The organism is Flavobacterium akiainvivens (genome assembly GCF_001278115.1).
GTDB classification, from domain to species: Bacteria; Bacteroidota; Bacteroidia; order Flavobacteriales; family Flavobacteriaceae; genus Flavobacterium; species Flavobacterium akiainvivens.
This window is the reverse complement of sequence record NZ_LIYD01000005.1, coordinates 2,089,237-2,108,100: the sequence shown is the minus strand read 5'-3', so window position 1 is coordinate 2,108,100 and position 18,864 is coordinate 2,089,237. Positions and strand designations below refer to the sequence as shown.

Here is an 18,864-nt window from a genome sequence, read left to right as displayed (position 1 = left end):
GCAGTAATCAGATAGCAGATAGCAGTAGAGACGGATTGAATCCGTCTCTTTCATTTGTGATAATTTGTGAAATTCGTGGCTTATAAAATAAGTTAAATTCGCGCCTATACCGTAACTTTACCCTAAATACCACAACCTTTGGACAACCCAAAACCGCATAGCGCCCTTAGCGAAATACACGGTGTGCACCAGCCGGAAGCCATTAGCCCGCAGGCGATGGCCCACATTGCCCTGCGCAGGAAACAGCCTACGGCAGATGAACTTGTGTCGGCTATTCTTAAAGGAGATAAAACCGCGTTGAGCCGTGCTATTACGCTGATTGAAAGCACTAACCCCACGCACAGCCAAAAGGCGGCCGATGTTATTGCGCAGTGCCTGCCGCATGCTAACAGGTCGGTGCGGATAGGTATTACAGGTGTGCCGGGTGTGGGCAAGAGTACGTTTATTGAAGCGTTTGGTAAATACCTTACTGGCCTGGGTAAAAAGGTGGCGGTACTGGCGGTTGACCCCAGTAGTTCGTTGAGTCACGGCAGTATTTTGGGCGATAAGACCCGTATGGAAGAGCTGGTTAAGGATGAAAATGCCTATATACGCCCCTCGGCTTCCGGCGAGGCATTAGGGGGGGTAGCGCGCAAAAGCCGTGAGGCCATTATTTTGTGTGAGGCCTGCGGTTTTGATACCATTATAATCGAAACAGTAGGTGTAGGGCAAAGCGAAACTGCCGTTCACAGTATGGCCGATTTCTTTTTGCTGCTACAGATTGCCGGTGCGGGCGATGAACTCCAGGGCATTAAGCGTGGCATTATGGAAATGGCCGACCTGGTAGTAATTAACAAAGCCGATGGCGATAACATAAAACGTGCCCGCCTGGCTAAAACCGAGTACAACCGTGCATTGCATCTTTTTCCTGTAAAGGTATCAGGATGGCAACCCAAAGTGGCTACATGCAGTGCGTTGGAGAAAGAAGGTATTGCTGAGGTTTGGCAGGAAATAAGCAGTTATTTTGAAGCGGTAACAGCCAACGGATTTTTTGATGCCAAGCGCCATGAGCAAAATGCCTATTGGCTTACCGAAACCATCAACAGCCAGCTATTGGAACGTTTTTACAGCAACCCGGATATGGCATCCCTGTTAGAACAAACAAAAAATGCGGTGCAAAACAGCGAGTTGTCGCCATTTGCAGCCGCACAGGTTTTGTTGGGTCAATATTTCAAGTAGAAGCTACTGAGCTCCTTAGCTTCTAAGCCGCTTAGCGATTATAGTGATAAGCCCACCCCGGCTTCGCCACCCCTCCGAAGGAGGGGAATAGCTTCACTCATACCTTTTAAAAGCTAAAGAGTTGCTTAGTAGCTAAGTAGCTCAGCGGCTAAGAAGCTTTTTTACTCCTGCTCGTAGCGTTCCATTTCACGGTCGTAAAACTCGTTGGCCGCAACTATTAGCCCTTCCATTTCTTCGTTAAGTTCATTTTCATCAAGGTCTTCGGGCTCTTCCAGCATTTCTACCTCGTCGTCTTTCAGGTTAATGATAAAACGCGGGTAATCAAGGTGGATGATAAAGATATCTTCAGGAAAATCAGTATTATCGGCAAGTAAAAATTTTGGTAATTCCATTTCAGTCAAAAGTTTGAAAGTTGTAAAGTCTTAAAGTTCGCCATCCTTATGGATAAGTTTGTTTGTTAAATAATTAAAGCGAAGGTACAAAAATAATGCAGCGGCTGTTAGCCCTGCCAGCAATCCTATCCAGATGCCTATGGCGCCCAGCCCGGTATGTACCCCAAGGAAATAACACAGCGGGAAACCTACTACCCAGTAAGCGATAAAGGTAATAAGCGTTGGGATTTTTACATCCTGCAGGCCGCGTAGTGTGCCCAGTACCACTACCTGCAACCCGTCTGACAGCTGGAAAACGGCTGCGATAATCAGTAGTTTAGAAGCTATGGCAATTACCTCGCCGGTATCGGCTACGTGGGCTACGTTCTCGGCATTTATAAACAAGTAGGGCAAAACATTGTGCAGGGCCACAAACAGTAATGCAAAGACGGCTTCAACCACAATAGCCATTAGTATAATAGAACGTGCTATACGGCGTAGGTTAACGTAGTCTTTTAATCCTTTTTGGTTGCCAATGCGAATCATGGCCGTAACGCTTAATCCCATGGCAAACATAAAGGTAAGGCTGGCAAGGCTCAGGGCTATTTGGTTGGCAGCCTGGCTGGTTTTGCCTAAAAAACCACTTAGCCATACCGCGCTGGTAAACAGTGCCACTTCAAACAGCATTTGCATACTGCTTAGCACGCCAAGCCCTGCAATTTTTTTAAACATGGCCATTTTAAACTCCCCAAGGCTGAAACCTTTAAAGTAGGGTTTAAGTATTTTGTCGTTGGTCAGGGCAAAGTGCATATACAGCACCAGTGCAATGCGCGATATTACCGTACCCAGTGCGGCACCCATAATACCCAGTTTCGGCAATCCCCACACACCATAAATAAGCAGGTAGTTAAGGCCAATGTGTATTACGTTGCTAAAGATTACGGCATACATATCATACTTGGTCTGGCTCATGCCATCGGCAAACTGCTTGTATCCCTGGAATATCATGGCGGGCAGTATAGAAAAACCCACCCAGCCTATAAAAGGGCGTGCCATTTCAATAACCTCCCTTGGCTGGCCCATGGCATCCATAAGCGGTGTGGCAAAATATACTATGGTGAATAGAAATAAGCCTATAAGCGTGCACAGCAGCAACCCATGGTGCAGTGCGGCACGGATACCGGCGGTGTCTTTAGCGGCATCGCCCTGTGCTACTATAGGGGTAAGGGCTGTAGAAAACCCAATACCAGCCGACATGGCTATAAACACAAAGCTGTTGCCTAACGATACAGCAGCGAGCTCTGTTGTGCCCAGGCGGCCTACCATTATATTATCTACCAGGCCTATAAGTGTATGCCCCAGCATGCCCAGTATTACAGGGTATGCCAGGCGGAAATTTGCCGAAAACTCTTTGGTATAGGCCGATAGGTTCATAACAATCACAAAATAATTAAGCAGGCAAAGGTAGCAAGAAGGTTTGGTGGTATAAATGGAATTTCTTAAATAATTATCAATCAGCTAAATATCTATGTGTAATCTTAATTTTATTATTTCTTTGATAATATATTAACAGGAAATTACAAATATCCATAATCAGGTTGTAGTAATTTTACTTCACTAACTTAAATGGATGAAACTATGAAAAGGATGTTCAATTTAAAAAGCCTGCTGCTATCCGGCTTGATGCTGGCAGGTATAACGGCAACCGCACAGGAAACCGATGTTATAAGAAACGATGGTTATGACGGAGGCTTCCGCCTTGGTTTTGCAGTTAACGGTGGTGTTACTACCGGAGACTATTTTAACTGGGCACTGGGTGGCGATGTAAGGCTGCAATATGATATGACAAAGCGTACATCGTTAACGCTTACTACCGGTTTTACCAACCTTTTTGGAGATGGTGAAATTCGCGACCTTGGTTTTATTCCCGCCAAGGCAGGTTTTAAAGCCTTTGTTTGGGAAGACCAGTTCTACGTGCTGGGCGAAGTGGGTGCGGGTTTTGCCGTGACCAACGATTATGATGAAACCACGTTTTTATGGGCGCCGGGCATAGGTTATGCTACCGATGTTATTGATATAAGCGTGCGCTATGAGGGTATGAATGATTTTCATGCCGACCAGATTGCGCTGCGTATTGCCTATGGTTTCAAGCTGTAAGGAAACTCCTTCAATAGTATATACACCTAAATTTCAAAAAACTAACCTTGAAGAACCTGCGGCATTTTGTTGCAGGTTTTTTATTTTTGTAGAACCAACATCTGTTACTAAAATGAAATTATTTGTTATTGACTGGACCAAAGACAGCACCACCCCGCTGCTGGATGCCTGCACCACCTGTGGGCACGAGGTTGTGGGCCGTGAGCTTACTGATGGCGCTGAGGCCTACCGCAAAACCGGCACTACAAAGCCCGATGCCATTGTGGTAAACTATGCCGTAAAACCATCGCACGGGCGTATGACGGCGCAAAGCATACGCGGGCGCAAGGGCACTTCGCAAATACCGATTTATTTTATAGACGGTGAAGAAGACGAGAACGAAAAAGTAGCTAACATAGGGCTGTGCCTTTCCGGCGAGGAACTGCGCGACCTTTTAACAACAGAATTATAATGGCACACGTAAAAGTATACACAGGCAGCGAAATTTTTGCCAAAGCCGCCGCCGCAAAGCTGGAAGAGGCAAATATTGAATTTATAGAAAAAGACGTTACCAAGGGCGGTGCGGTTATAGGCTCGCTGGACAGTACGTTTGAAATTCACGTTGAAGAAGTAGACAAGGCAAGGGCCGAAGCTGTTTTGGCAGGGTTGGCTGAATAATGGAAAGCCGTAGTTTTACTATTTTTTACCCGATAAAGAAGTTTTACCTAACACCTGAAAAGGTGTATTATCTGTTATGGATTATATTTGGTATAACCGCAATAAGCATAGCAGTTTTTGACAAAGAAAACAGTGCAGTTTCGCGTTTTTGGGCGGCATATTTTATTGTTTTACTGGCTATTCATATAGTGTTTTTGCTAACCAGGTCAAAAAGGTATGTGGTGTTAAAAGGCAGGCTTGACGGTAAGATTGTTTTTTATGAAAACCGTATAGCCATTAATGGCGAAAGTATTTACCTTGATGAAATAGAGGGCCTTGATTTTGTATTTAATGATTATAAAGACAAACCTATTGAGGTTGATTATTCTAAAGAATCGGATTTGTTATATGATATAAAAGCAAAAAGGTTACAAGGGGTTGACAATTGTGTGGAGATTATACTAACGTCCGGTAAAAAGGTTGTATGCCTTTTTCAGCGGCATTACCCCAACGAAAAATACTTTATGGCAGATATTTTCAGGGCTTACTACCGCCAGGGTAAAATAGGTGCAGGGCTGGCAATGGAATTGTTAGGGCTTGAAAATGAGGGGGAACTAAAAGCGGTGTAAAGCAACGCTTTATTTTGCTACATTTATAGCATGCCGCAACTGCCACTACACATACCCATACTTTTTATTAGCACAGTGCTGCTAACGCTATATTTTTTCTACAGGGCGGCGTGGGGTAATAAATTCTTTCTCCCCATAGCCTGTATGTGGCTGCTGTTGCAGGCAGGACTTGCATACAGCGGTTTTTATGAGGCTGTAACGGCTATTCCACCTCGTTTTCCATTGCTTATTGTGCCGGTTTTATTGGGTATAATAGTGTTGTTTAGCCTTAAAACAGGCAGGCGGTTTATAGACGGGCTTAGCCTTACACAGCTTACACTATTGCATGTGGTGCGTATTCCGGTAGAGATAGTGCTGTACCTGCTGTTTGTGCATAAAGCCGTTCCGCAAATTATGACATTTGAGGGGCTTAACTTTGATGTCCTCAGCGGCATAACAGCACCGGTTGTGTTGTATATTTATCATAAGAAAATCATTGGCAACCAATTCCTGCTTGTGTGGAACATACTCTGCCTGCTGCTGCTTATAAATATTGTTGCCATAGCCATACTTAGTGCGCCTACGCCATTCCAAAAGTTTGGATTTGAACAGCCCAATGTGTCGGTAACGCATTTTCCTTATGTATGGCTGCCGTGCTGTGTGGTGCCGCTGGTACTACTGAGTCACCTTGCGGCCATTCGTCAACTAACCAAAACACATTCCTCATGAAACGTTTAGAATCAGAACGCCTGTATTACCGCGAATTTCAGCTTAAAGACGCTTTGCTTATCTTCGAGCTCGACTCTAACCCGCTTGTTCATCGTTATCTTGGCAACAAACCTTATACACAAATGAGCCAGGCGCAGGACTATGTTGCGTTTGTAATGCAACAATATGAGCAAAACGGTGTAGGGCGTATGGCAACTTTCCTTAAAGAAACAGACGAATTTATAGGATGGGCAGGCTTGAAGCTGGTGGAAAACCTGAATGGCCGCGACCGCTTTTATGATGTGGGCTACCGCCTGCTGCCACAGTTTTGGGGTAAGGGTTATGCAACGGAGTCAGCAAAATTTTTTGTGGATTACGGTTTTACAGTCCTGAACATTCCGGTAATAATAGGTATGGCAGATAGTGCTAATACAGCCTCACGCAGGGCATTGGAAAAAACAGGCCTGGTGCAAACCGAAACCTTTGATTATGATGGCGAAACCGTGTGGCTTGAAATAACCAATCCTGCAATATAACTTAAAATTTTCCTCATGAAACGATTAGAATCTGAAAATCTGTATTACCGCGAGTTCCAGCCTGAAGACGCATTGTTATTATTTCACCTGGACAGCGACCCAGATGTGCATACCTACCTGTATGACGGCGTAGTGCCCGATATGGAGCATAGCCGCCAAACGGTGGCTTATGTGCGCAAACAATATAAGGAAGTGGGTGTGGGGCGTATGGCGGCCTTTGTAAAAACCACGGGCGAGTTTATTGGCTGGGTGGGCCTAAAGATAGAGCACACCCCGGTAAACGGGCACAGCGGCTTTATAGACATAGGTTATCGCCTGCTGCAAGTACACTGGGGTAAGGGCTATGCCACTGAGGCTACCGAATTTTTCCTGGAGTATGCCTTTAAGGAGCTTAACGCCGAGAAAGTATGCGCCTATGCGTTTGAAAGCAATGCAGCATCGCGCCGTGTACTGGAAAAATGCGGGCTAAAGCATATAAAGACGTTTGAACATAATGGTATACAGTCGGTTTGGTATGAAATTGAGCGCTGATGAAAAAGGCTAAAAAAATTATTGTGCGGCTGGCTGTAATAGTATTGGCGCTTTATGCCTTGGTACTGGTACTGCTGTATTTTTACCAGGAAAAACTGTTGTTTCATCCGGAGGTAATAGGAAAAGATACAGCGTTGATGCTACCTAAAGGTGTGAGCGAAGAATACATAGCCATGGCCGACGGCGTAAAGCTAAACGGGCTGTTGTTGCGAAACAAAAATGCCAAAGGCTTGGTATTCTATCTGCATGGTAATGGTGGTAATGCTGCAGGGTGGGGTGAAAGTATTTTGTATGCCTTTCCGGAAGCGTATGACCTGTTTGTATTAGACTATCGTGGTTACGGAAAAAGCGAAGGCACTATACAAAGCGAGGCGCAGTTAATTATTGATGTTACCACGGCTTTTGATTATATAGTTAAGAAATATGACTATAAGAGTGTGGTAGTAGACGGCTATTCTATAGGAACCGGCCCGGCCACGCAACTCGCTGCCAAAAGAGATGTAAAAGCGCTTATATTACAAGCACCGTACTACTCGCTTAGCGAACTGATAGATACCAAAGTGCCGCTGGTGCCTGATTTTGTAAAGCGCTATAAGCTGGAAACCTGTAATTATATAACCAAAGTAAAAGCCCCTGTATACATTTTTCACGGTACCGAAGATAAACTGATACCCTACAGCAATTGCCAGCGGTTAAAACAAGCCGCACCGGATATAACGGTAATCCCCATACGAGGCGTTGGCCACAATGGTATTAACGAAAGCCAGGTATTCAGGGGGAAAGTAGAAGAGATACTGAGATAAGTTACAGTACCCTCATTTTAAAGTAATACACATCTTTTTCCTGTGGTTCGCCATTTACTTTGTTAAAGTTAGCTACCGTAACCGCCCTGAAAATAAGGGTGCGGTTGTCTACCCAATACACCTCAAGCGGAATCCATTCCTGCTGGTCTATTACCTTAATTTTAGATAGCGTGGCATTGCCGTTATTGTTGGCTACTTTCCAGATTTGTATGCCGTTTGGGTCGCCTTCCAGCCCGTAAGCGGGAGACAGGTTTACAATCAGGTTTTTATCAGGAGAAAATACCGGGTCTGACCACAGGGTATCTTTTTTACCGGTGTATTGGTTAATCATGTAGTAATCGTTCCATTCCCAAAAATCACCCTGAACAAGATAAAAAGCCGGGTTGTCAATACGTCCTTTGTAGTGGTATTGCTCAATGTTTTCGTCATATTTTGGCTGAAGGGAGTCCTTAAAAACAACCGGCGGCCTGTTACCTTTTATGGGTAGCGTTATTTCCCCGTTTATTTTAGATATGGTATGGGTGGTATCTATAGCTTCAACATATTCCTTTTTGGTCTTTAAAAATTCCTGCCGGGTCGTAGTTACGGGTACAAACAGGCCTGTAGTATCAACAGCTTTTGTGGTTGTAGGTTGTGCTTCCTGAACCGGTGCATTAGTTGGTTCTGTAGTTTTTTCCTTCCCGCAGGAAATGCAAAACGCCATTACGCCTATAGCGAGGAGTTTAAAATTCATAAGCCGGTTTTATGGTTTAGCCGTTTTCTTTTTCGTGCTTTTGCTTTTGCCTTTTTTGTCAAACAGGTAGCCTATTACAAGGCCCACCACAATCCATAACGGAATGCCCATCAATAATTTTTCGACAGAAAAATTTTCATGGTCAAACAGCGGAAAAAGCACCATGGTAATTACATATAATATGCCGGCCCACACAAGGCCGGAGCGTACCCATTTTTTCATGGCAGTAAAGTATTCATTATGTTCATTAAAGATACGTAATTTTTGGCAAAAAGGCAACATGGCTACCCGTTGTGCAATAGGCTAATTATCTTATCTTTGCGGCTCTTAAAAATAGCTGTAATGATTACTGTAGATGCCATTTCGGTACAATTTGGCGGTACCACGCTTTTTAGCGATGTTTCTTTTTCCATAAATGAGAATGATAAGATAGCCCTTATGGGTAAGAACGGGGCAGGAAAAAGTACGCTGCTTAAAATTATTGCCGGGGCCAGCAAGCCGTCTACCGGGGCAATATCGGCACCAAAAGGCACTGTGATTGCCTATCTGCCGCAGCACCTGCTTACCGAAGACAACGCTACTGTAATGGAAGAAACCAGCAAGGCGTTTGCAGGCATCTTTAAAATGAAGGCCGAGATTGACGACCTTAATGAGCAGCTTACCATTCGCACCGACTATGAAAGCGACGACTACTACAAGCTTATTGAGCGCGTTAGCGAACTGAGCGAGAAGTTTTATGCGATTGAAGAAATAAACTATGAGGCTGAGGTTGAGAAGGTACTGAAAGGTATGGGCTTTACCGCGGCTGATTTTAACCGCCCAACGTCTGAATTTAGCGGGGGGTGGAGGATGCGTATTGAGCTTGCCAAGATACTGCTTCAAAAACCGGACCTAATATTGCTGGATGAGCCTACCAACCACATGGATATTGAAAGTATACAGTGGCTGGAAGACTTTTTGGTAAACAGCGCCAAGGCCGTTATAGTAATTAGCCACGACCGTGCGTTTGTAGATAATATTACCACCCGTACCATAGAGGTTACCATGGGCCGTATTTATGACTATAAAGCCAAGTACTCGCATTACCTGGAGCTGCGCAAAGACCGCCGCGTACACCAGCAAAAGGCCTACGAAGAGCAGCAGAAATTTATTGCCGAAAACCAGGCATTTATTGAGCGTTTCAGGGGGACTTTCTCTAAAACCGAGCAGGTACAGTCGCGCGTACGCATGCTGGAGAAACTGGTTCCTGTTGAGGTTGATGAGGTAGATACTTCGGCGCTGAGGCTTAAGTTTCCGCCGTCGCCACGCTCAGGGCAATATCCTGTGGTGGTAAGCGAACTGGGTAAGAACTATGATAACCACGTGGTGTTTAAAGATGCATCGATGGTTATTGAGCGTGGCCAGAAAGTAGCATTCCTTGGTAAAAACGGCGAGGGTAAGTCTACCATGGTTAAAGCGCTAATGGACGAAATTAAAGCTGATAGCGGTAAGGTAGAGATAGGCCACAACGTTAAAATAGGCTACTTCGCCCAAAACCAGGCTGCCATGCTTGATGGTGAGCTTACTATATTTGAAACCATAGACCGCATTGCTGAGGGCGACATCCGCACGCAAATCAAGACTATACTGGGTGCGTTTATGTTTAGCGGCGATGATACTACCAAAAAGGTAAAAGTACTTTCTGGAGGGGAGAAGACCCGCCTTGCCATGATAAAGTTGCTGCTGGAGCCGGTTAACCTGCTTATTCTGGATGAGCCTACCAACCACCTTGATATGAAAACCAAGGATATTATTAAAGATGCCCTTAAGAGTTTTGACGGCACACTGATACTGGTGAGCCACGACAGGGATTTTCTTGATGGGCTGGCTGAGAAGGTGTTTGAGTTTGGCAACAAGCGCGTTAAAGAGCACTTTGAAGATATTAAAGGATTCCTGGAGCATAAAAAGATGGAAAACCTTCGTGAAATTGAGAAATAGATTATTCGATAGTTGGATTTTTGGATGGTTCGATAGTTCGATTTTTCGACTGAATGGATAGAGGCCCTGTTATGCAGGGCTTTTTTTGTGGATATAATTTATTAGAGGCTTTCGACAGGCTCAGGCTGACAACTAAAATCAATAGGATTATTAACCACCCCGCCTTCGGCACCCCTCCGGAGGAGGGGAATAGCTTCACTCATGCTTTTAATGCCATGATGTTGCAAACAAAAACCCCGTCCTGAAAAGAACGGGGTTTGTTTATTTGCATTCAGTCGAAAAATCGAATAATCCAAAAATCGAACTATCGAATAATCTATTTCGCAATGTTCACCGCCCTGGTTTCACGGATTACCGTGATTTTAACCTGGCCCGGGTAGGTCATTTCAGTTTGTATTTTGTGCGATATTTCAAACGAAAGGTTGGCTGCCATATCGTCGGTTACTTTTTCGCTTTCTACAATTACACGCAGCTCACGGCCTGCCTGTATGGCGTAGGCGCTCTTAACACCCTGGAAGCCGTATGCAATATCTTCAAGGTCTTTAAGCCTTTGTATGTAGCTGTCCAGCACCTGGCGGCGTGCACCCGGCCTTGCGCCGCTAATGGCGTCACACACCTGAACGATAGGCGCCAGCATGGTTTTCATTTCAATTTCGTCGTGGTGGGCACCAATGGCGTTGCACACCTCTTCTTTTTCACCGTATTTCTCAGCCCACTGCATACCCAGTAGCGCGTGTGGCAAGTCGCTCTCGGCATCGGGCACCTTACCTATATCGTGCAGTAGGCCGGCACGCTTGGCAAGTTTTACGTTAAGGCCAAGCTCAGCAGCCATAATACCACATAGTTTTGCAACTTCGCGGCTGTGCTGCAGCAGGTTTTGCCCGTAAGACGAACGGTATTTCATACGGCCTACCACCTTGATAAGCTCAGGGTGAAGCCCGTGTATGCCCAGGTCAATAACGGTACGTTTACCAACCTCTATAATTTCTTCTTCAATTTGTTTTGTAGTCTTAGCCACCACCTCTTCAATACGTGCCGGGTGAATACGCCCGTCCGTTACCAGTTTGTGTAGTGAAAGGCGTGCCACCTCACGGCGCACCGGGTCAAAACAGCTAAGTATAATAGCCTCCGGGGTATCGTCTACAATAATTTCAACGCCGGTTGCAGCTTCAATAGCACGTATGTTACGGCCCTCACGGCCAATGATACGGCCCTTAACATCATCGCTTTCAATGTTAAATACCGATACGCAGTTTTCAACCGCTTCTTCAGTACCCACACGCTGAATGGTGTTCAATATAATCTTTTTAGCCTCCTGCTGTGCAGTAAGCTTGGCTTCTTCAATAGTGTCCTGTATGTGGCTCATGGCAGTGGTTTTGGCCTCTGCCTTAAGGCTTTCCACAAGCTGGTCTTTGGCCTCTTCGGCGCTAAGCCCGCTTATAACCTCAAGCTGCTCTACCTGGCTTTTGTGCAGGCGCTCAATTTCGTGCTGCTTTTTGTCAAGGTATTCAATACGGGTGTTGTAGTCGGTAATTTTAGCATCGGCCTCATCGGCCGATTTTTTAGCGCGGGCAAGCTCGCTGCTCACCTGGCTTTCTTTATCGCGGGTACGCTTTTCTGCTTCGGCAATTTTTTTGTCTTTGCCTAAAATAACCTGCTCGTGCTCTGCTTTCAGCTCCAAGAATTTTTCCTTGGCCCTAAGCTCTTTTTCTTTTTTAAGGTTGTCGCCCTGTATGTTGGCTTCCTTTACAATATTAGCGGCTTCGCGCTTTGCATCGGCCAGGAGGCTGCCGGCGCTTTTCTTTTCGAACATCTTTGCAATGCCGAACCCGCCTGCCAAACCGGCTATAATGCCCACGATTATGTATACTATTTCCATGTGTGTTTTTTGTTGTTGTATGTATATAAAAAAAGCCTGCATCAGGAGTATTGTATAAACTCGTAAAGACAAGTTTTGGGCTAACCCGCTGTTCAAGGATCTGCGACGAGGCAGCGTGCTATAGAAGCGGCGATTCGCTCATTTTAAAGAATTGGCGTTGAGTTTATCAAATATGTGCTAATGCAGGCAGTATTTTGCGTATGTATAAGAACGTTTTTATATTAGAGGAGTTTACCCAGCTTTTCATCAAGCTGCTGCAATCTAATTACTGTTTCTTCGGCTTCGGCAGATGTTGTTATCTGCTTTTGCTCTGCCTGTGCTGCAAATTGCAATGCGCACATGGCCAGTACATCCTGCTTATCCCTTACGGCATAGTTTTCTTCAAACTGCTTTATCATGGCATCAATTTTTTTAGAAGCGGCGCGCAGGCCTTCTTCCTGAGACGGGTCTACCGTTAGCGGGTATACCCTGTCGGCAATTGATATCTTTATTTTCAGTTTATCCATGCGTCCTGTATATTAGTCGGCAAGTTGTGCTATGCAATAATCAATTTCGCGGATCAATGAATTTATTTTGAGCTTGGCCTCCCTCTTGTTATCATCACTGCCCAATAACGAATTTGCCATTCTAAGCGACTCATTTTGCTGTTTTAAATCAGCAATTTCCTGTGCCTGCCCGTTTATAGCCCCGGCCTGTTGCGCCACTCTTGCCCCCAGCTCCTGCTTTTCCTGCTCCAGGATGGCCATTTTTTGTGCCAATACCTGCAGCTTAGATTCAAGAGCATCAACAATTTCGGTGAGTGCGCCCATGTTTTCCGGTTTTCGTTACACGATTTTACAAAGTTAGCATTACTTTACATACTTACAATAGGTGTGCCCATTTTTTGCGGTATTTTTTCATTTTGGCGTAATATAATGGGTTCAAAATAGTTATAAGATTAAGCTAAAGAAGCGTGTATTTTTAAGTGTTTTTTTTATTTTAGCCCTATGAGATTTCACCTGCTAACCCTTTTCTTTACCGCATCGCTGCTGGCGCAAAGTCCTTACCCCAAGGATTACTTCCGTTCGCCTATGGATTTGCCCCTTAACACATCGGGCACGTTTGGCGAACTGCGCTCTAACCATTTTCATGCCGGGCTTGATTACCGCACTAACCAGCAGGAGGGTTTTCCTGTGTATGCTGCCGCAGATGGCTATATAAGCCGTATAAAAGTAAGCAGCTACGGTTATGGCACATCATTATACATAGACCACCCAAATGGGTTTACAACGCTCTACGGGCACCTTTCTGCCTATGGGCCGGGTATTGAAGAATATGTGCGCAAGCTGCAATATGAAAAGAAAAGCTTTGAGGTAGAAGTGTTCCCCAAACCGGGCGAACTGGTGGTTAAGCAGGGGCAAATTGTGGCCTATAGCGGCAACACGGGCGGCAGCGGTGGCCCGCACCTGCATTTTGAGTTTAGGGATACCAAGACCGAAATGATTATAAACCCCCTAAACTTTGGCCTGGATAAGAAAATGAAGGACACAAGTGTGCCTACAATATATGGTGTTATGGCCTATCCGCTGAGTGATGACGCAGTTGTAAACGGCAGCACGTCTCCCATACTCATACTCATAAAAAAACAGGCAGACGGCTCTTATACTGCCGGCAACATACAGGCTAAGGGCACCATTGGCTTTGGCCTTAATGCCACCGATAAGTCTACCGGGAGCACACCAAACAATGGTATTTATAAGGTAGAGACGTTTTTTGGCGGTAGCCCGTACTTTAGCTATACGTTTGACACCTTTGCGTTTGACGAAAGCCGTTACATCAACAATTTTATAGACTACCCGCGCTACTACAAAACAGGACAACGCTACCAGAAATTGTTTGTGCGCACGCCCTATGAGCTTTCGCTGCTAAAGCACAATAAAGGCAACGGTCAATATGCCGTTAAGGAGGGTAAAACCGAAGATTACCGCATTGTGGTGGCCGACTACCACGGCAATAACGTAACTATAAATGGCAACATTGCCTACAGTGATACCGCAGGAAAAGCAGCCGAGCCCAAGCATACTACACCTTACCTTGTTAAGGCGGCTAATGATAATAACTACACCAAGAACAACATATCGGTCTACATACCTGCGCATGCGTTTTATGAGGATTTTTACATGGATTTTGATGTAAAAGACTCGGTGCTGTACCTGCACGATGCCAGTATGCCGGTGCACAGCCCCATAACGGTGAGTTTTGATGTGAGCCACCTGGATAAGGCCACGCTGCAAAAAACGTTTATTGGCGGCAATACCGGCAACCATTTTAGTTATAACAGCAGTTTGTTAGAAGGCGGCCGGCTGAGTGCGAAAGTCAAGAACCTGGGTACTTTTAAGCTGATGCAGGACAACAACCCGCCAAAAATTTTTAGCCCCAGCTTTGCGGCAGGTAAATGGCTGAGTGCCAATAAAACCTTTAGCCTTAAGATAAGCGACGACATGAGTGGTATTGCCACCTATGATGCCTACCTTAACGGAAAATGGATTTTAATGCACTATGATTACAAAACCCGCGTTATATACCATAATTTTAGCGATGGGGTAGTGGCCGACGGCCGCAACGATTTAAAAGTTGTGGTAACCGATAATGTAGGAAATAGTACTACCTTTGAATCGCATTTTTTCAGAACACAAAATACAACCCCTGTTGAAAACAATAAATAAGCTCCTATTACTTACGGTTTTACTCTTTGGCATAACAACATACGCGCAGGCGCAGCAGGAACCGCCAATTATATATGGCGTAATGGTAGACGAAGATGTTAAGCCTATTGTGGGCGTAAGTATTTATTATGACTATAAAGGCAAACGCGAAACGGCTACCACCAATAAAAATGGCGTTTACCGTTTAGAACTTCCGGCTAATGAAGCTGTAGATGTTTATTTTGCGCACCATGATTTTAAATTATCGGTTATTGAGGGAGTACAACTTAAATATGGCGATAAATTCAGGTTTGACTCCCAGATGTTTAGTACGCTTGATGTGTTGGTTATAGATAATACAAACAAGCGTGAGGCAGAGGGACTTGTAGCCATACAGCCGGATATGGTAGCCCACATAGCTGCCGCGACCAATGATATCAGCGCGATTCTTAAGACTTTTGGTAGTACAAACAATAATAACGAGCTGAGTACCGGCTACAACGTGCGCGGGGGCAACTATGATGAAAACCTGGTGTATGTTAACGATATTGAGGTATACCGCCCGTTCCTTATACGCAGTGGGCAGCAGGAAGGGCTTAGCTTTACCAATACTGCCATGGTTAAAAACATAGCGTTTTCAGCGGGTGGTTTCCAGAGCCGTTTTGGCGATAAGCTGTCATCTGTACTTGATATTACCTACCGCAAGCCTACTGATTTTGGCGCAGCGCTTGAGGCTACGTTTCTCGGCGGAAGCCTTACCCTTGAGGGGGCCAGCAAAAACAAAAAATGGACCGGTATTGTGGGCGCGCGCTACCGCGATAACAGCCTGCTGGTAAACAGCCAGGATACCGAAACCAACTTTAAACCCACCTTTGCCGATATACAAAGCTATGTAACCTTTACCCCTAATGATAAGTGGGAGTTTAGCTTCCTTGGCAATGTATCGCAAAATAAATACCACTACCAGCCACTGTACCGCCAAACCAATTTTGGTACGGTAGACGACCCCCAGGCGCTGATTATTTATTATGACGGCCAGGAAAAAGACGAATACAAAACCTATTTTGGCGCACTAACATCTGAATACAAGGTGAGCCCTGATTTCAGGCTAAAGCTTATAGGCTCGCTGTACCACACGCAGGAGCAGGAACATTTTGATATACTGGGCCAGTACCTGCTGGGCGAGGTAGACAACAACCTGGGCAGCGAAACCGCCGGGCAGGTGCAGTTTCCGCGCGGGGTGGGCTCCCAGCTTAACCACGCCCGAAACAACCTTGATGCGCTGATTGCCAACGTTGAACTGAAAGGCTATTATGAAATTGCCAAAAACGCCTTTGAGGGCGGCATTAAATTTACCCGCGAAGACTTCCGCGACAGGCTGTATGAGTGGGAAGTGATCGATTCGGCCGGATTCTCTATCAACCCGCCGTTTATTGATGCGCCAAACGACCAGCCTTATTCGCCTTACAACGGCCCGCTTGTGCCTTTCCAAAATGTAAGGGCGCTTAACTATGTAACCATAAACCGCCTTTCGGGCTACCTGCAATGGAGCAGGAGGGATGCCCTTAGTAGCGGAGATACCTTATACTACAACCTGGGTGTGCGTGCCCACCAGTGGCAGGTACAGCAGGAAACCGGCCCTGACGGCAAGAGCCAGGTGGTGTTTAGCCCGCGTGCCCAGTTTGCCGTAAAACCCAACTGGAACAGTAATATGCTGTTTCGCCTTTCGGGAGGGTTTTACTACCAGCCGCCGTTTTACCGCGAACTGCGTGACCAGAATGGTGTGGTGCAGCCCGATGTTAAGGCACAGCGCTCTATACACCTTGTGGCAGCCCATGAATATGGCTTTACCCTTGGCGGCAATGAAAACGCAAACGGAAAGGTATCGCCAAGCAAAAAGTTTAAGCTGGTTACCGAGCTGTATTATAAAGATATGGACGACGTAAACACCTATACGCTCGAAAACGTGCGCATTCGCTACCGTGCCAATAACGATGCTACTGCCTATGCCTATGGCCTTGATATGCGCCTTAACGGGGAGTTTGTGCCGGGTACCGACTCGTGGATTAGCTTTGGCTACATGAAAACCGAGGAGAATATTAATAACCGCGGTTACATTGCCCGCCCTACCGACCAGAGGCTTAAATTTGGCCTGCTGTTCCAGGATTATATGCCGGCTATAGAAAACCTTAAAATGTACCTTAACCTGGTGTACAACACCGGCCTGCCGGGTGGTAGCCCATCGTATGCCGATAGCTATGCCTACCAGAGCCGCCTTAACGATTACCGCCGCGCCGATGCCGGCTTTAGCTATGTGTTTGCCGGGCCGCAGGTAACAAAATCAGATGCCAAATGGCTACAGCCGTTTAAGGAGCTATCGGTTGGCCTTGAGATATTTAACCTGTTTAACAACCTGAACTCGATTACCAATACCTGGGTGCGCGATGTGTACACCAAGAACCAGTATGGCATACCCAACTACCTTACCACCCGCGTTTTCAGTCTTAAGCTGTTAGCCAGGATTTAATAATGTAAAACTTTTTGCTTATTTTTGGTACTCTATCCAAGTAAGAATATGAAAAAAGCCACCCTTATAGCCCTTGCCTTTGCCGCGGTTTTTGCCGTGGGATGTAAAGATAAAGAGCAGCCCAAGCCTAAAGTAATCTATACCGATAACAAGGACAACAAAGGGCCTGAGCCTAAAAAGGACAGCACACAAATTAAGGTGGCCGACCTGCCGGTGCACATGCCGGGCACTAAATACCTTATGTATCCCGTGGGCGATATTCGTATTTATGATGACAGCAAGGCATCTTATGGCACCAGCCGCACCAGCGGGCAGGTAAGCTATGCCATTTCTAACTACGACCGTTTTGAAATTACAGGCTATTTTGAAAACCTTAAATTTCAGCATGTAGACAGCACGGCCATACGCCCGCTGAGCAATAAGCCTTTGCAGATACAAACGGCCACTTACCTGGGTACCTACCCTAAGCGTCAGGTTATTGTGTACACGCTTGTAGACAGCGATACCAACCAGGACAGCAAGATTGACAGCAACGACATTCGCTCGTTATACATTAGCGAAATGGGCGGCGCAGGCTTTAAAAAGCTAAGCGAAAACGTGCAGGAGCTGGTTGACTGGAACCTTATTGAGGCGCAGGGCAGGGTGTACTTCCGTACGCTTGAAGACTTCAACAAAAATGGCGCTTTTGATAAAGACGACCGTATGCACTACTACTATGTAGACCTTAACACAACTGATTGGACGGTTACGGCTTATGAGCCAGTAGCGCAGTAATCAGATGGCAGATAGCAGGTTGCAGGTGGCAGTTATGCAGAGTTTGTTGGCCACAGATTGAAATGATTTACACAGATTTTTTAACCGATACTGAAAGTGTGGGGGGATATACACACGGATATTTCACGGGTAATAAGTAAGATATGTTTAGTTTCCTCAGTTTTTTAATCTTTATGACTACTCCTCAAACAAAGTACAAGCTTGATTTTTACAGCTCGCATAACCAGTTTTATATTTTTGATAAAAATTGTAATTATGATACTGGATCTGCTGATTTTTGGACAGAAGAGGCATTTGTGCAGCAAATGGCTGTTTCACCTTGTGGTGTTGGTGTGGGTACATATAGCTATGGATATGTAAGAGGAGAAGTTGAACTCTTTAATGCAGCGCAACCAATACGCGATTTGGCCGGATTTGACCATGTGGTAGAGGCCGGCTTTACCATAACATCAGGAGCGTTAGAGGTTATGGGATGTATGAATTTTGACGATACGGTTTCTATTGAAATACCTAATAATACCTATCGTGTTAGGGTGTATGGCAGCAATTTTTCCAGCGTTATAGAAACCGACCTTGACCATAACACCGATAATGATTTTTACCGTGTTGAAATATGGCCGGATACTAATACAGAACGTAAGGTTTTTAAGCAACATGACGGCGGTTATTAACTCATAATTTATCCCACGGCGGTGCCGTGGGCTATGGAAGGTCTGACCCTT

21 protein-coding genes and 1 other RNA gene are annotated in these 18,864 nt (G+C 45.5%); 14 read left to right on the top strand and 8 right to left on the bottom strand.

Annotated features, from left to right (window positions below; translation table 11 throughout):
• The first annotated feature begins 138 nt into the window (after positions 1-138).
• Positions 139-1,218: a methylmalonyl Co-A mutase-associated GTPase MeaB gene (gene meaB, locus AM279_RS09395; RefSeq protein ID WP_054407713.1), complete on the top strand. Its 1,080-nt coding sequence runs from the start codon at positions 139-141 to the stop codon at positions 1,216-1,218.
• A gap of 161 nt (positions 1,219-1,379) precedes the next feature.
• On the opposite strand, the gene AM279_RS09390 is transcribed toward meaB, so the two are convergent.
• Together AM279_RS09390 and AM279_RS09385 are read right to left on the bottom strand one after the other, a co-directional pair.
• Positions 1,380-1,610 (bottom strand): hypothetical protein, encoded by a 231-nt coding sequence (locus AM279_RS09390; protein ID WP_054407712.1) that lies wholly within the window; start codon positions 1,608-1,610, stop codon positions 1,380-1,382.
• Positions 1,611-1,640: 30 nt separating this feature from the next.
• A complete protein-coding gene (locus AM279_RS09385; RefSeq protein ID WP_054407711.1) occupies positions 1,641-3,023 on the bottom strand; it encodes an MATE family efflux transporter in 1,383 nt (460 codons plus the stop codon).
• Positions 3,024-3,227: 204 nt separating this feature from the next.
• On the opposite strand from AM279_RS09385, the gene AM279_RS09380 reads away from it, so the two are divergent.
• The 8 genes from AM279_RS09380 to AM279_RS09345 all read left to right on the top strand — a co-directional run bounded on the left by AM279_RS09380 (position 3,228) and on the right by AM279_RS09345 (position 7,568).
• A complete protein-coding gene (locus AM279_RS09380) occupies positions 3,228-3,746 on the top strand; it encodes a hypothetical protein (RefSeq protein ID WP_054410246.1) in 519 nt (172 codons plus the stop codon).
• Positions 3,747-3,858: 112 nt separating this feature from the next.
• The gene (locus AM279_RS09375) at positions 3,859-4,197 is read left to right on the top strand and encodes a PleD family two-component system response regulator (RefSeq protein WP_143090426.1); all 339 of its coding nucleotides are present in this window, start codon (positions 3,859-3,861) and stop codon (positions 4,195-4,197) included.
• On the top strand, positions 4,197-4,403 hold the full coding sequence (locus AM279_RS09370; RefSeq protein WP_054407709.1) for a putative signal transducing protein: 207 nt from the start codon (positions 4,197-4,199) through the stop codon (positions 4,401-4,403). Before AM279_RS09375 ends, AM279_RS09370 begins: the two co-directional genes overlap by 1 nt.
• A 62-nt stretch (positions 4,404-4,465) precedes the next feature.
• Positions 4,466-5,011, top strand: coding sequence for a hypothetical protein (locus AM279_RS09365; protein WP_143090425.1), 546 nt, complete (start codon positions 4,466-4,468; stop codon positions 5,009-5,011).
• A 30-nt stretch (positions 5,012-5,041) separates the two neighbouring features.
• Positions 5,042-5,719 (top strand): hypothetical protein, encoded by a 678-nt coding sequence (locus AM279_RS09360; protein WP_054407707.1) that lies wholly within the window; start codon positions 5,042-5,044, stop codon positions 5,717-5,719.
• Complete coding sequence (locus AM279_RS09355) at positions 5,716-6,234, top strand: GNAT family N-acetyltransferase (RefSeq protein WP_054407706.1); 519 nt, start codon at positions 5,716-5,718, stop codon at positions 6,232-6,234. Before AM279_RS09360 ends, AM279_RS09355 begins: the two co-directional genes overlap by 4 nt.
• 15 nt (positions 6,235-6,249) lie before the next feature.
• Complete coding sequence (locus AM279_RS09350; RefSeq protein ID WP_054407705.1) at positions 6,250-6,765, top strand: GNAT family N-acetyltransferase; 516 nt, start codon at positions 6,250-6,252, stop codon at positions 6,763-6,765.
• On the top strand, positions 6,765-7,568 hold the full coding sequence (locus AM279_RS09345) for an alpha/beta hydrolase (protein WP_054407704.1): 804 nt from the start codon (positions 6,765-6,767) through the stop codon (positions 7,566-7,568). Before AM279_RS09350 ends, AM279_RS09345 begins: the two co-directional genes overlap by 1 nt.
• A 1-nt stretch (position 7,569) precedes the next feature.
• Here AM279_RS09345 and AM279_RS09340 read toward each other — a convergent pair whose 3' ends face one another.
• Both AM279_RS09340 and AM279_RS09335 read right to left on the bottom strand, forming a co-directional pair.
• The gene (locus tag AM279_RS09340; protein WP_143090424.1) at positions 7,570-8,301 is read right to left on the bottom strand and encodes a hypothetical protein; all 732 of its coding nucleotides are present in this window, start codon (positions 8,299-8,301) and stop codon (positions 7,570-7,572) included.
• A 9-nt stretch (positions 8,302-8,310) separates the two neighbouring features.
• Positions 8,311-8,523 carry a hypothetical protein gene (locus AM279_RS09335; protein WP_074961641.1) on the bottom strand — a complete coding sequence of 71 codons (213 nt, stop codon included), beginning with the start codon at positions 8,521-8,523 and terminating at the stop codon, positions 8,311-8,313.
• A 120-nt stretch (positions 8,524-8,643) separates the two neighbouring features.
• On the opposite strand from AM279_RS09335, the gene AM279_RS09330 reads away from it, so the two are divergent.
• On the top strand, positions 8,644-10,278 hold the full coding sequence (locus AM279_RS09330; RefSeq protein WP_054407701.1) for an ABC-F family ATP-binding cassette domain-containing protein: 1,635 nt from the start codon (positions 8,644-8,646) through the stop codon (positions 10,276-10,278).
• Positions 10,279-10,594: 316 nt separating this feature from the next.
• On the opposite strand, the gene rny is transcribed toward AM279_RS09330, so the two are convergent.
• From rny to AM279_RS09305, 4 genes are all read right to left on the bottom strand, one after another.
• Positions 10,595-12,157 carry a ribonuclease Y gene (rny, locus tag AM279_RS09320; protein ID WP_054410244.1) on the bottom strand — a complete coding sequence of 521 codons (1,563 nt, stop codon included), beginning with the start codon at positions 12,155-12,157 and terminating at the stop codon, positions 10,595-10,597.
• 56 nt (positions 12,158-12,213) lie between these two features.
• Positions 12,214-12,320: non-coding RNA, 6S RNA (gene ssrS, locus AM279_RS09315), on the bottom strand.
• Between the two features lie 58 nt (positions 12,321-12,378).
• A complete protein-coding gene (locus AM279_RS09310) occupies positions 12,379-12,663 on the bottom strand; it encodes a cell division protein ZapA (protein ID WP_054407699.1) in 285 nt (94 codons plus the stop codon).
• 12 nt (positions 12,664-12,675) lie between these two features.
• Positions 12,676-12,966, bottom strand: a complete 291-nt coding sequence (locus AM279_RS09305) for a hypothetical protein (RefSeq protein ID WP_054407698.1) — start codon at positions 12,964-12,966, stop codon at positions 12,676-12,678.
• 177 nt (positions 12,967-13,143) lie between these two features.
• Here AM279_RS09305 and AM279_RS09300 point away from each other — a divergent pair, with 177 nt between their 5' ends.
• From AM279_RS09300 to AM279_RS09285, 4 genes are all read left to right on the top strand, one after another.
• The gene (locus AM279_RS09300; protein WP_054407697.1) at positions 13,144-14,862 is read left to right on the top strand and encodes a M23 family metallopeptidase; all 1,719 of its coding nucleotides are present in this window, start codon (positions 13,144-13,146) and stop codon (positions 14,860-14,862) included.
• On the top strand, positions 14,846-17,368 hold the full coding sequence (locus AM279_RS09295; protein WP_082344209.1) for a TonB-dependent receptor plug domain-containing protein: 2,523 nt from the start codon (positions 14,846-14,848) through the stop codon (positions 17,366-17,368). The genes AM279_RS09300 and AM279_RS09295 overlap by 17 nt, the downstream gene beginning before the upstream one ends.
• Before the next feature lie 48 nt (positions 17,369-17,416).
• A complete protein-coding gene (locus AM279_RS09290) occupies positions 17,417-18,142 on the top strand; it encodes a hypothetical protein (RefSeq protein WP_054407696.1) in 726 nt (241 codons plus the stop codon).
• Between the two features lie 173 nt (positions 18,143-18,315).
• Positions 18,316-18,813 carry a hypothetical protein gene (locus AM279_RS09285; RefSeq protein ID WP_054407695.1) on the top strand — a complete coding sequence of 166 codons (498 nt, stop codon included), beginning with the start codon at positions 18,316-18,318 and terminating at the stop codon, positions 18,811-18,813.
• The last annotated feature ends 51 nt before the right edge of the window (positions 18,814-18,864 follow it).